Genomic DNA, 12,479 nt, shown 5'->3' with positions numbered 1-12,479 from the left:
ACGTGCTGTGCATGATGGACAGCGTCACCCGCTTCGCCATGGCCCAGCGCGAGATCGGCCTGTCGGCCGGCGAGCCGCCGACGACCAAGGGCTATCCACCGACCGTCTTCGCCGAGCTGCCGCGCCTGCTGGAGCGCGCCGGGCCGGGGGTGGTCGGGGCGGGAACCATCACCGGCCTGTTCACCGTGCTGGTGGACGGCGACGACCACAACGAGCCCATCGCCGACGCCGTGCGCGGCATCCTGGACGGCCACATCGTGATGGAGCGCCAGATCGGCGAGCGCGGGCGCTATCCTGCCATCAACATCCTGCGCAGCGTGTCGCGCACCATGCCCGGCTGCAACACGCCGAACGAGAACGAGCTGGTCGGCCACGCCCGGCGCCTGCTGTCGTCCTACGACAACATGGCGGAAATGATCCGGCTCGGCGCCTACCGCCGCGGCTCCGACCCGCAGGTGGACGAGGCGATCCACTTTCAGCCGGCGCTGGAGGCTTTCCTGAAGCAGGGCAAGCGCGAAGCCACCGATCTGGAGACCAGCTACGCCATGCTGGCTGAAATCTTTGGGGTGCAGTGGCCGCAATGAGCCTGAAGACGATCATCCGCCTGCAGAAGCTGCAACTGGACGAGAAGCGTCGCGTCCTGGCGGAACTCCACACGCTGGCCGACCGGCTGCGCAACGAGATCGAGAAGGTGAAACAGGAGATCGCGCACGAACAGGAAACGGTTCGCGACGATTTTTCCGTCTCCTTCACCTATTCCAACTTTGCCCAGGCGGCGCTGGAGCGCGGCCGCAAGCTCGGCGAATCGCTGGCCCAGGTCGAGGCGCAGATCGAGATCGCCACCGACGAGATGGCCGAAGCCTTCCAGGAGCTGAAACGCTACGAACTGGCGGAGGAGGAACGGCAGAAGCGCGAACGCGACAAGCAGAAGCGCAAGGATGCCGCGATGCTGGACGAAACCGCCCTGGTCGGCTTCCGCCGCCGTCAGGCGGAGGAGGAGGAAGCGGCCGGCGGGTGAGGAGTCCCGCCGGCGCTGCTGTCGCTTCCGCCCGTCGATCCTTACAGCTCCGCCACCTCGACCACGCCCGGCACCGCCTTCAGGGCAGAGCGGCTCTGTGCGGTGATGGTGTAGCTGCCGGGCAGTTCGATCTCGACCTCCTTGAGCGGGTCGATCTCCACCAGCACGTTGATCCGGCTCTTGCCGCGCGACAGCCGGTCCAGCGTGGCGCGCAGATGCTCGATCGGGCCGGGGTCGCGCAGCACCACGCGCAGGCCGGCGCTGACCGAGGCGACGGCCTCCTCCAGCGGCTTGATCTCCTGGCAGGTCAGCCGGACCTCCTCGCCGTTCAGCTGGGCGTCCACCGTCATCAGCACCGGGCGGCCGGGTTCCAGCAGGTCGCGGTTGGCGGCCAGCACCTCGGAGAACAGCGTCACCTCATAGCCGCCGGTGGCGTCCGACAGCTCGACGAAGGCGAAGCGGTTGCCGGACTTGGAGGTCTTCTCCTTCTTCGAGACGACGATGCCGGCCATCTTGTAGCGGGTCGAGCCGCCCTTCGCGACGGCGGTCTGAAGTTCGGCCGAGCGCACCACCTTCATGCGGCCGAGCGGGCCGGAATAGGCGTCGAGCGGGTGGGCCGACAGGTAGAAGCCGATGGCCCCGAACTCGTGCTTCAGCTTCTCCAGCGGTTCCCAATCCTTGACCTTCGGCATTTCGGGTTCGGGCAGGCCGCCCCCACCGCCGCCGAACAGGTTGCCGATGCCGCTGTCGCGCTCCGCCGCCTCGGCCTGGGCATAGCGGATGATGGTCTCCAGCGCGGCATGAACCTGGGCGCGGTTGGGGTTCAGACCGTCGAAGGCGCCGGCACAGGCCAGATTCTCCAGCTGGCGCTTGTTGATGGTTTTCAAATCCAGCCGGCGGGCGAAGTCGAACAGGCTCTTGAACGGGCCGTTCTTGCGCCGCTCCTCCACCACCGCCTTCATGGCGGGCTGGCCGACGCCCTTGACGGCGGCGAGAGCGTAACGCACCGCCTTGCTGCCGTCGGGCAGCTGCTCAACCCCAAAGATCGAGTCGGATTTGTTGATGTCCGGCGTCAGCAGCCTGACGCGCAGGCGGGCCAGCTCCTGGCGGAAGACGTTCAGCTTGTCGGTGTTGCCGAGGTCGAGCGTCATCGACGCCGCCATGAACTCCACCGGGTGGTTCGCCTTGAGGTAGGCGGTGTGATAGGCGACCAGGGCATAGGCGGCGGCGTGGCTCTTGTTGAAGCCGTAGCCGGCGAACTTCATGACCTGATCGAAGATCAGGCTGGCCAGTTCCGCCTTCACGCCGCGCGCCTCGGCGCCGTCGCAGAAGATCTTGCGCTGGTTGTCCATCTCCTCCTTGATCTTCTTGCCCATGGCGCGGCGCAGAAGATCGGCGCCGCCCAGCGAATAGCCGGACAGCACCTGGGCGATCTGCATGACCTGTTCCTGGTAGATCATGATCCCGAAGGTCTCCTTCAGGATGCCTTCCAGGCTGTCATGCATGTAGTCGGCTTTTTCCTCGCCGTTCTTCACCCGGATGTATTTCGGGATGTTGTCCATCGGACCGGGACGGTAGAGCGACACCAGCGCGATGATGTCCTCCAGCCGGTTCGGCTTCAGCCGGCGCAGCACGTCGCGCATGCCCGAGCTTTCCAGCTGGAACACGCCGGTCGCCTCGGCGCGGCTGAGCAGCTGGTAGCTCTTCTCGTCGTCCAGCGGGACGGTGGTCAGGTCCGGCTTCTCGGGGATCAGGTCGACCGCCGTCTTCAGCACGGTCAGCGTCTTCAGACCCAGGAAGTCGAACTTCACCAGACCGGCCTGTTCGACATACTTCATGTTGAACTGGGTGACCGGCATGTCCGAGCGCGGGTCTCGGTAGAGCGGCACCAGCTCCTGCAAGGGCCGGTCGCCGATCACCACGCCGGCGGCGTGGGTCGAGGCGTGGCGGTAGAGACCCTCCAGCTTCAGCGCGATGTCGATCAGGTGGCGCACGGTGTCGTCGCTGTCGCGCGCCTGCCGCAGCATCTCCTCGCTGTCGAGCGCCTGCTGCAGCGTCACCGGGTTGGCCGGGTTGTTCGGCACCATCTTGCAGATCTTGTCGACCTGCCCGTAGGGCATCTGCAGGACGCGGCCGACGTCGCGCAGCACGGCGCGCGCCTGCAGCTTACCGAAGGTGATGATCTGGGCGACGCGGTCGTAGCCGTACTTGTTCTGGACGTAGCGGATGACCTCTTCGCGGCGGTCCTGGCAGAAGTCGATGTCGAAGTCGGGCATCGACACGCGTTCGGGGTTCAGGAACCGCTCGAACAGCAGGCCGAAGCGCAGCGGGTCGAGGTCGGTGATGGTCAGCGCCCAGGCGACGACCGAGCCCGCACCCGAACCGCGGCCCGGTCCGACGGGGATGTCGTGGTTCTTCGCCCATTTGATGAAGTCCGACACGATCAGGAAGTAGCCGGGGAACTTCATCTTGACGATGACGTCCAGCTCGAACTCCAGCCGCTCGAAATAGGTCTTCCGGGTCTCCTCCCGCTGTTCCGGCGTCATGTCGGGCGTGTAGACGACCTTCTCCAGCCGCATCTCCAGGCCGGCGCGCGACTGGGCGCGCAGCTCGTCGTCCTCGGTGCGGCCGCCTTCGCAGGCGAAGGGGGGCAGGATGGGCTTGATCGGCTTCAGCAGGTAGGAGCAGCGCCGGGCGATGGCCACCGTGTTGTCCAGCGCCTCCGGCAGGTCGGCGAACAGCTGCCGCATTTCCTCCGCCGACTTGAAGCGGTGGTCGGGCGTCAGGCGGCGGCGGTCCTCCTGGCTCAGATAGGCGCCCTCGGCGATGCAGAGCAGCGCGTCGTGCGCTTCGTACATGTCGGCGGTGGCGAAATAGCAGTCGTTGGTGGCGACCAGGGGCAGGTCATGGGCATAGGCGAGGTCGATCAGCGCCGGCTCGATGGCGTTCTCGATGGCGGCGAAATGGCCGCGCCCGCCCTCGTGCCGCTGCAGTTCGACATAGAGGCGGCCGGGGAACAGCCGCTTCAGCTTTTCCAGGACCTCCAGCGCCAGATCCTTCTGGCCCTCGTGCAGCAGCCGGCCGATGGAGCCGCCGGGGCCGCCGGTCAGCGCGATCAGCCCGGCGGATCGCCCCTCCAGCGCGTCGAGCGGCAGCTGCGGCCCGGCCAGCGGGTCCGATTCGAGGAAGGCCTTGGACACCAGCGCCGCGAGGTTGCGGTAGCCCTCCTCGTTCTGGCAGAGCAGGACGAGCTGGTCGGGGGTGGCCGCCGCCTTGCCGGGGAGGCCGGGCTTCGTCTGGGCAGGACCGACGCGGGTGATGCCCAGCACCGTGCCGATGATCGGCTGCACGCCGGCATCGGATGCCGCCAGCGCGAATTCCAGCGCGCCGAACAGGTTGCCGGTGTCGGTGACCGCGACGGCCGGCATCTGCTGCTTGAGGCAGAGCTTGACCAGCTCCTTCACCTTGATCGCACCTTCCGACAGCGAATAGGCGGAATGGACGCGCAGGTGGATGAAGTCGGCGTGGGGCATGGCAACCGCGGGCTTGCTGCAACAGGGCCCCTGGTTCTAGCACAGGCGGGGCCGTCGCCGCGACGGTCGCCGGATGCATGCGAACGTGGTATGCAGATCGCCGCATCACCTTCAGGGATGGGGAGGACGCCGCGATGGATCGGCCGCACCTTGCACCCGTCGTCCGACTGTGGCCGGCCTTTCCGGGCCGCCGCGCTGTCCGGGCGGCGACGCCGTTGGCCCTGCTGACCGGCCTTGCGCTGGCGCTTGCCGCCTGCGAGACGGTGCCTCCTCCTGCGGCCTCGCCGCCGCCCGCCGCCGGACTGCCGGACGGACCGGCGAAGCCCTTCAGTGCCGGCAAGGGTTGGACCGTCACCATCCACACGCCCCCCGGCGGCAAGGCCTTCTGCGTCGCCGAGCGTGGAATACCGATCGGCCAGGACGCCGCCCTGCGCCTGACCTTCCGCACCGCTTCCACCGAATCGGGCTTCATCCTGTCCGGTTTCACCCCGTCGGACAGCGGAGCGGCGGTGAAGCCCGGCGAGCGCTATGACCTGACGGCCAGCCTGGACCAGGGAACGCGGATGTCGCTCGGCGCCCGCGGCCTGCCCAACGGCAGCCTCTATGTCGCCATCCCGACCAAGAGCTACCTGGAGGATCTGGAGCCGCTCGCCCGTTCGCGCCGCGTCAGCTTCCGCAGCAGCGGTCTGGGGGATATCGGCGCGATGGTGCTCTCGGGATCGTCCTGGGCGATCAACGCGTCGGACGAATGCCGGATTCTGCACGGCGATCCGTGACGGGACCGCGCAGGTCAGCCCCGCGGCGGGGACGCCCTGCCGCCGATTGACCGGCCCGTCGGCGCCCGTTTAGCCTTCGCATCATGCGTGTCACCCATATTCTGCTCGCGGTGGCGGTCGCCGCCGTCTGGGGCTTCAACTTCGTCGCGATCAAGGTCGGATTGCGCGATTTCCCGCCGTTGCTCTTCTCCTGCCTGCGCTTTGCGCTGGCCGCCCTGCCGATCCTGGTGCTGGGCTGGGCCAAGGGGCCGCCGGTGCCCTGGCGCTTCGTGATCGGCATCGGCGTGATGCTGGGCGTGGTGAAGTTCCCGCTGCTGTTCCTGGGCATCGACGTCGGCATGCCGGCCGGACTCGCCTCGCTGGTGCTGCAGGCCCAGGCCTTCTTCACCGCCATCTTCGCCGCCCTGATGCTGGGCGACCGGCCGGGGCCGCGGCAGATCGCCGGCATGGTCGTCGCCTTCGCCGGAGTGGGGCTGATCGCGTTGGAGATGCCGGCGGGCGACTCACTGCTCGGCCTTGCCCTGACGCTGGCGGCGGCGGCGGCCTGGGGCGTGTCGAACATCGTGATGAAGCAGGCCAGGGCGCCCGACCTGTTCAGCCTGATGGTGTGGGTCAGCCTGATTCCGCCGTTGCCGCTGCTGGCGATGTCGCTGGCGCTGGAGGGGCCGGACCGCATCGTCCATGCCTTCGCCACCCTGACGGTCGTCGGCGTCGGCTCGCTGGTCTACATCGCGGTGGGGGCGACGCTGTTCGGCTTCGCCGCCTGGGGCTTCCTGATGCGGCATTATCCGGCCAGCCTCGTCGCTCCCTTCTCGCTGCTGGTGCCCATTTTCGGCATGAGTTCCAGCGCGCTTCTGCTGGGCGAGACCTTCACCGCGGCCAAGATGGCCGGCGGGCTGCTGGTCTTCGCCGGCCTCGCCCTGTCGGTGCTGAAGCTGCCGGGGGCCGTGCGGGCGCGCGCCTGATCCGGCGCCGCGGCGGCTTCGGCCGGCTTCGAGACGACGGCAGGGGAGGGAACAGACGGGGATGTTCCGCGTTGGAAGGGGCATCCCACCCCCATCGTCCCCCGGAGCAGCCATGAACGCCCAATCCTCGATCCGCCATGCCTATGACAGCGTCTTCGAAGGCCACGCCAACATGGGCATGGGCGAGCGCATCGTCTCGACCGGCCTCGGTCTCGCCGTCGCGGCGGGCGGCCTGCGCAAGGGCGCCAGCATTCCGGGCGCCATCATGGGGCTGGTCGGCGCCGCTCTGGTCGTCCGCGGCATGAGCGGCCACTGCCCGGTGAAGGAACGCCTGTCCGGCGGCCACCAGGATGCGCTGGGCCATCACGGTTCCGATGACGCCGGATCCGACAGCATCAGCCGGTCGCGGATGGCGGAGACCTACTGACGGGAACAATGGCCGCTCGAGGGGCCGCGTCGCAATCCATTCACCGGCCGTCACAGGCCAGTCATGGGAATGAGCGACGCCATTAACCCCGATGGTGAATTGTTGGGCAGACCAGCGACGGAGTGAAGACCGGGCGCCGCGGGTGTGACATCCTACGGGACCCGGGCTGCAGCCCCCGACCTGTCGTCCCGCTCAGGAGATTCACCGCATGTGGTTCCCCGCTTTCCGGTCCCGTCCCACCATCGCGGCGGTGGCGGCGCTCTGCGTCGGCTTGGCGATGCCGGCGCCGGTCCTTGCCCAGAAGGCTCCCCAACCGGCCCCGGCAGCCGCGCCCGCCAGCACCTCGGCCCCCGCATCGGTCCGCTACGACATCGGCTATGACATCTTCCATCCCGTCCGTTCGCAGAACGGGATGGTCGCCTCGGAACACCGGCTGGCGACGGAGATCGGCGTCGACATCCTCAAGCGCGGCGGCAATGCGGTCGATGCGGCGGTCGCCGTCGGCTTCGCGCTGGCGGTGGTGCTGCCCAACGCCGGCAATGTCGGCGGCGGCGGCTTCATGATCGTCCATGACGCGGCCAGCGGGAAGGACGTCGCCATCGACTTCCGCGAGATGGCGCCGGCCAAGGCCTTCCGCGACATGTATCTGGACGCGCAGGGCAAGGTGGTGCCCGACCGCTCGCTCTATACCCATCTGGCCGTGGGCATTCCCGGCACCGTCGCCGGGCTGGCCCATGCGCTGGAGACATACGGCACGATGACGCTGGCCGACGTGATGGCCCCGGCGATCAGGCTGGCGCGCGAAGGCTACACCGTCACCCCGCAGCTGGCCGGCCTGCTGGAGGTCGAACGCGACCATCTGGCCAAGTGGGAGGCCACCCGCGCCATCTTCTTCAAGGGCGACCGCCCGCTGACCGCCGGGGAGACGCTGGTCAATCCCGACCTCGCCAACTCGCTGGAGATGATCGCCCGCCAGGGGCCGAAAGCCTTCTACGAGGGCGAGATCGCCGAGAAGATCGCGGCGGAGATGGCCAAGCATGGCGGCGCCATCACCAAGGAGGATCTGAAGGCCTACAAGGTGGTGGAGCGCGAGCCGGTCAGCGGCAGCTATCGCGGCTATACGGTGAAGTCGATGCCGCCGCCCAGCTCCGGCGGGACGCACATCATCCAGATGCTGACCATGCTGGAACGCTGGCCGCTGAAGGAGTACGGCCCTGCCAGCGCGCGGTCGATCCATCTGATGGCTGAGTCGATGAAGCTCGCCTATGCCGACCGCTCCGAGTATCTGGGCGATCCCGACTTCACCAAGGTGCCGGTGAAGGGCCTGACCTCATGCAAATATGCCGACGAACTGGCGGCGAAGATCGATCCGGAGAAGGCGACCCCGGCCAGCAGCATCAAGCCCGGCAAGCCGGCGCCCTACGAAAGCGACCAGACCACCCACTATTCGGTGGCGGACAGCCGGGGCAACGTGGTCAGCACCACCTACACGCTGAACCTCAATTTCGGCAGCGGCATCGTCGCCGCGGGCACCGGCATCCTGCTGAACAACGAGATGGACGACTTCTCGGCCAAGCCGGGCGTGCCCAACGCCTTCGGGCTGATCGGCGGCGAGGCCAACGCCATCCAGCCCTACAAGCGGCCGCTCAGCTCGATGTCGCCGACCATCGTGCTGAAGGACGGCAAGCCCTGGCTGGTCACCGGCAGCCCCGGCGGCAGCCGCATCATCACCACCACCATGGAAACGGTGATCGACCACATCGACTTCGGCATGAACCCGGCCGAGGCCGCCGCCCTGCCGCGCGTCCATCACCAGTGGACCCCCGACGAGCTGCGGGTGGAGAAGGGCCTGAGTCCCGATACGATCCGGCTGCTTGAGCAGATGGGCCACAAGGTGGCGGTCAAGCCGACGATGGGCCGGACCCAGACCATCCAACTGCGCGAGGACGGGCTCTACGGCTATTCCGACCCGCGCAACCCCGACGGCATGACGCTGGGATATTGACGGGCCAGCGGCCGGTTGGCCGGACGGCATGAGCCGGAAGGAAAGAAGGGCGCCCGGCGGAGGCCGGGCGTTACAATTCCCGTGTACAAAGAAAAAGCGCCGTGCTTTGGTAACCTTTGATCCGCCGTGCCGAGGGGCACGGGGTCGCAGGGGCTCGGGCTCGTTCGGATAAGGCAACGGAACAGTTGGCTTAAGGCGGGCCGGTCGGTTAGCCTTTGCAGGAGTGAACCGGAGCATTTGCCGTGGACAAGGCCTTGGTCGAAAAGAACCGCGAGTGGACCTATCAGCGTGAGGGAAAGCAGCCCGTCACCATCCGGGTCGCCGATTTCGAGCGCGAAGGAAAGCGCATCGTCGCCTTCCTGGAACAGACCGACATCGCCAAGGCGGCCGGGTCGCCCCAGCCGGCCGTGAATGATTGGCCGGGCATCGCCGAAGCCTATGCGAAGGAACAGGGTGTGGCGCTCGGCGACATCTATTGGTACGAGCTGCACCCGCGCCGCTTCGCCAACGGCCGCCCCAACGTGTCGGAATACCGGCCGGGCATGGCCGAATGGCGCTTCGAGACCAGCATTCCGCTCGCCCGCGCCATCGTGGAGCAGTTGGGGTACGACCCCGACAACCTGCCGCTCGACATCTGATCGATTTGAACGGCCCGCATACGGTCCCGCGCGCGCAGCCCCTGTGATGCGCCGCGGGAGCGGTGTATGATGGCCTGCCGGGCATGTCGGCGGCGGGGCCGCCGCCGGATGCCGCGACCGGGAGACGGATGATGAAGACGGTGCGGAGGGCGTTTGCCCTGGGTGCTGTGATGCTGGCGACCGCGGCAGCCGCGGCGGTGGCCATGGTTCCTGGACCGGCGCAGGCGCGCACGTCGGTGTCGGTCGGTGTCGGTCTTGGCTTCGGGCCGGTCTATCCCGGCTATGGCTATTACCATCCCTACCGCTACTATGCGCCGCCCCCGCCGGTGGTGCAGTATTACGCGCCGCCGCCGGTGGTCTATGCCCCGCCGCCGCCGGTGGTTCAGTATTACAACTCGCCTCCGGCAGCCGTCGGCGTCGATCCGGCCGGCCCGGTCTATTACTCGCGCAGCGGTCAGCAATGCCGCGAGTATCAGAGCCGCGCCATGGTCGGCGGCCGGTCGCAGCCGGTCTACGGCACCGCCTGTCTCCAGTCCGACGGCACCTGGCGCATCGTCAACTGAGCAGTCGCGGTCAGCGGCTGGACGGCATCCCTGCTTCAATGCTCGGTCGGGCAGAGTGCCGGCAACTCGTCGGCATTCTCGTGGTGGATGGTGCAGACCTTGTCCCAGCACGACAGGAAGGCGTCGAGAAGGGCGGGATCGAAGTGGCGGCCGCGCTGTTCCACCATGTAGGCGCGCGCCTCCTCCAGCGTCCACGACCGCTTGTAGGGCCGGGTGGAGGTGAGCGCGTCGAACACGTCGGCGATGGCGACGATGCGGCCGGACAGCGGGATCGCCGTGCCTGCCAGCCCGTTGGGGTAGCCGCTGCCGTCGAACTTCTCATGATGGCTGAGCGCGATCTCCGCGGCCAGCCGCAGCAGCGGGATGTCGCTGTTGGCCAGGATGCGATGGCCGATGGTGGCGTGCTGGCGCATCACCGTCAATTCCTCCGAGGTCAGCCGTCCCGGCTTCAGCAGGATCATGTCGGGGATGCCGATCTTGCCGATGTCATGCATCGGCGCCGCCTTCATCAACTCCTGGGCATAGGCGCCGCCGCAGCCCGCCGCCTCAGCGACGAGGCGCGAATAGAGCGCCATCCGTTCGATATGGGCACCGGTTTCGGGGTCGCGGTATTCGGAGGCGCGCGACAGGCGGTTGACCAGCTCCTCCCCCTGGCGCTGGAGCGCGGCGGTCACCCGCTCCACCTCGGCGGCCAGCAGGGCGGCGCGGTCGCGCAGCAGGGCGCGGCTCTGGCGCAGGGCCAGCAGGTTGCGCAGGCGGGCCTGCACCTCCGGCACCACGATCGGCTTGGTCAGGAAATCGCTGCAGCCCTCGTCCAGCGCCCGCACCCGGATGTCCACCGCCGTGTTGGCGGTGATCATCACCACGGGAACATTCTCCAGCCGCGGATCCTCGCGGATGTGGCGCAGCAGGTCCATGCCGTCCATGTCCGGCATCATCTGGTCCAGCAGGATCAGGTCCGGCTCGTTCCCGCGCAGCCACTCCACGGCCTCCAGCGGGTTGTCCATGCCGATGGGCTCCGCATCGTCCAGACGGCGGACGATGGCGCCCATGATGAACAGGTTGGTGCGGTCGTCGTCGACGATGAGGATGTTCATCCGGTGCAATTCCCCTTGCGGGCCGCGATCAGCCGCCCGGCTTCCGCCAGCAGGGCCGACAGGTCGACCGGCTTTTCGAACGCCGCGTCGGCCCCCAGCAGGCGGGCCATTCCCGGCAGCTCCATGCGCAGCCGCAGGCTGCCGCCGGTGACCGCGATCAATGGCGGGCGGGACGGTTGCGCCTTCAGCCGCAGGATCACCTCGTATCCGTCGGCCTCGGGCATGATGATGTCGGTCACGACCAGATCCACCGAATGGCCGGCCAGGATCGCCAGGGCGGCGTTGCCGTTCTCGGCCTCATGGACGGTATAGCCGGCGCGCGCGAAGGCGATGCGGGTCATCCCGCGGAAGTCGGGATCGTCGTCGACCAGCAGGACGGTGCCGGCCAGTGTGCCGGGTTTGGCCCGCAGCTCGTAAAGGGTCATGTCCATGGTGGCCGCTTCCGTCCTCCGCCATCACGCCGGCGGCTGCTCTGGATAAGGATCGCTGAGCATCACAATACCCGGTTGAGGCCCTCCACGGCGGTCCAGTCTGGGATAGCGGGATCGGGAAATGGGATAGTGGGGATATTATCCCGCTGACGGGAAGGAGTCGGTTCGTTGAATCATGTTCCAATGTGACCGAGGTGAAATATACGGAGGCCACGAAAACTTAAGATTTCGGCATGCATAAGGGGGAATGCTGATACAATGGACTGGGCGGTTGCCGAGGGTGGCGGAGGCTGTTTGATGAAGATCTTGGTGGCAGACGACCATCCCCTGTTCCGGGATGCGCTTGAGCTGTCGGTCCGGCAGGCCTGGCCGGATGCCGAGGTTGGCTGCATCGGGTCGTTGCTGGAATTGCCCGCGGTGCGGCAGTTTCCCGACGGCGCGTCTCCCCTGGCTCTCCGTTACGACCTGATCGTCCTTGATTGGCGCATGCCGGGTGCCGAGGGAAGCAATCCGGTCAGCGTGCTCCGCCAAGCCGGGATCCAGGGGCCGGTCGCGGTCGTGACCGGGGCGGAGGACCCTGTGACGGCGTTAGAGGTGCTGCGTTGTGGCGCCGAGGCCTATCTGCCGAAGACCACGCCGCGCCGCGTCCTGGCGCAGGCGCTCCGGCTGGTGGCGGAGGGCGGCAGCTTCGTGCCGAAATGCGTCGCGCTCGACCTGATGCAGATGACCGACCTGTCGCTCGACATCGAAGAGGCGGAGGATGTCGAGGATCCCGTGGCGGAGGGGGAGGGAGCGCTGTCGTCCCCCCTGACCGACCGGGAGCAGCAGGTGCTGTCCATGCTTGCCACCGGGGCGACCAACAAGGAGATCGGCCGTCACCTGAGCCTTCAGGAGGTGACGGTCAAGCTGCACACCCGCCGCATCCTGCGCAAGCTGGGGGCCCGCAACCGCACCGATGCCGTCCGGCGGGCCCAGCAGGCCGGGCTGCTGTCGCGCAGCCTTGACGAAGCGTCGTCCTGACCGGCC

Annotated in this window: 11 protein-coding genes and 1 pseudogene; 9 read left to right on the top strand and 3 right to left on the bottom strand. The window is 67.8% G+C overall.

From position 1 onward, the window contains the following. Together fliI and A6A40_RS27350 are read left to right on the top strand one after the other, a co-directional pair. A pseudogene (gene fliI / locus A6A40_RS27355) lies at positions 1–584 on the top strand (flagellum-specific ATP synthase FliI); the annotation flags it as partial. Next, positions 581–1,018: a flagellar export protein FliJ gene (locus A6A40_RS27350; RefSeq protein WP_108548955.1), complete on the top strand. Its 438-nt coding sequence runs from the start codon at positions 581–583 to the stop codon at positions 1,016–1,018. The pseudogene fliI and the gene A6A40_RS27350, both read left to right, overlap by 4 nt. A gap of 41 nt (positions 1,019–1,059) precedes the next feature. On the opposite strand, the gene dnaE is transcribed toward A6A40_RS27350, so the two are convergent. Continuing rightward, entirely contained in the window at positions 1,060–4,551 is a 3,492-nt protein-coding gene (gene dnaE / locus A6A40_RS27345; protein ID WP_108548954.1) for a DNA polymerase III subunit alpha, read from the bottom strand. 134 nt (positions 4,552–4,685) lie between these two features. Here dnaE and A6A40_RS27340 point away from each other — a divergent pair, with 134 nt between their 5' ends. The 6 genes from A6A40_RS27340 to A6A40_RS27315 all read left to right on the top strand — a co-directional run bounded on the left by A6A40_RS27340 (position 4,686) and on the right by A6A40_RS27315 (position 9,925). Beyond that, on the top strand, positions 4,686–5,327 hold the full coding sequence (locus A6A40_RS27340) for a hypothetical protein (RefSeq protein WP_108548953.1): 642 nt from the start codon (positions 4,686–4,688) through the stop codon (positions 5,325–5,327). 83 nt (positions 5,328–5,410) lie between these two features. Further along, the gene (locus A6A40_RS27335) at positions 5,411–6,292 is read left to right on the top strand and encodes an EamA family transporter (RefSeq protein WP_108548952.1); all 882 of its coding nucleotides are present in this window, start codon (positions 5,411–5,413) and stop codon (positions 6,290–6,292) included. A gap of 112 nt (positions 6,293–6,404) precedes the next feature. Then, positions 6,405–6,719: a YgaP family membrane protein gene (locus tag A6A40_RS27330; protein WP_108548951.1), complete on the top strand. Its 315-nt coding sequence runs from the start codon at positions 6,405–6,407 to the stop codon at positions 6,717–6,719. Positions 6,720–6,927: 208 nt separating this feature from the next. Next, positions 6,928–8,724: a gamma-glutamyltransferase gene (gene ggt, locus A6A40_RS27325; protein ID WP_108548950.1), complete on the top strand. Its 1,797-nt coding sequence runs from the start codon at positions 6,928–6,930 to the stop codon at positions 8,722–8,724. A gap of 242 nt (positions 8,725–8,966) precedes the next feature. Continuing rightward, a complete protein-coding gene (locus tag A6A40_RS27320) occupies positions 8,967–9,362 on the top strand; it encodes a hypothetical protein (protein WP_108548949.1) in 396 nt (131 codons plus the stop codon). A gap of 170 nt (positions 9,363–9,532) precedes the next feature. Further along, a complete protein-coding gene (locus A6A40_RS27315) occupies positions 9,533–9,925 on the top strand; it encodes a hypothetical protein (protein WP_236784081.1) in 393 nt (130 codons plus the stop codon). 35 nt (positions 9,926–9,960) lie between these two features. Here A6A40_RS27315 and A6A40_RS27310 read toward each other — a convergent pair whose 3' ends face one another. Then, positions 9,961–11,022: an HD domain-containing phosphohydrolase gene (locus A6A40_RS27310; protein ID WP_108548948.1), complete on the bottom strand. Its 1,062-nt coding sequence runs from the start codon at positions 11,020–11,022 to the stop codon at positions 9,961–9,963. Continuing rightward, complete coding sequence (locus A6A40_RS27305; RefSeq protein ID WP_108548947.1) at positions 11,019–11,453, bottom strand: response regulator; 435 nt, start codon at positions 11,451–11,453, stop codon at positions 11,019–11,021. Before A6A40_RS27305 ends, A6A40_RS27310 begins: the two co-directional genes overlap by 4 nt. A gap of 297 nt (positions 11,454–11,750) precedes the next feature. Between A6A40_RS27305 and A6A40_RS27300 the strand changes: the two genes are divergently transcribed. Beyond that, positions 11,751–12,473 carry a LuxR C-terminal-related transcriptional regulator gene (locus A6A40_RS27300; RefSeq protein WP_108548946.1) on the top strand — a complete coding sequence of 241 codons (723 nt, stop codon included), beginning with the start codon at positions 11,751–11,753 and terminating at the stop codon, positions 12,471–12,473. Positions 12,474–12,479 lie beyond the last annotated feature (6 nt).

Origin of the sequence: Azospirillum humicireducens, from assembly GCF_001639105.2 — a bacterium.
GTDB lineage: Bacteria > Pseudomonadota > Alphaproteobacteria > Azospirillales > Azospirillaceae > Azospirillum > Azospirillum humicireducens.
The sequence above is the reverse complement of the archived record's forward strand: the minus strand, read 5'-3'. Positions and strand labels throughout refer to the sequence as shown.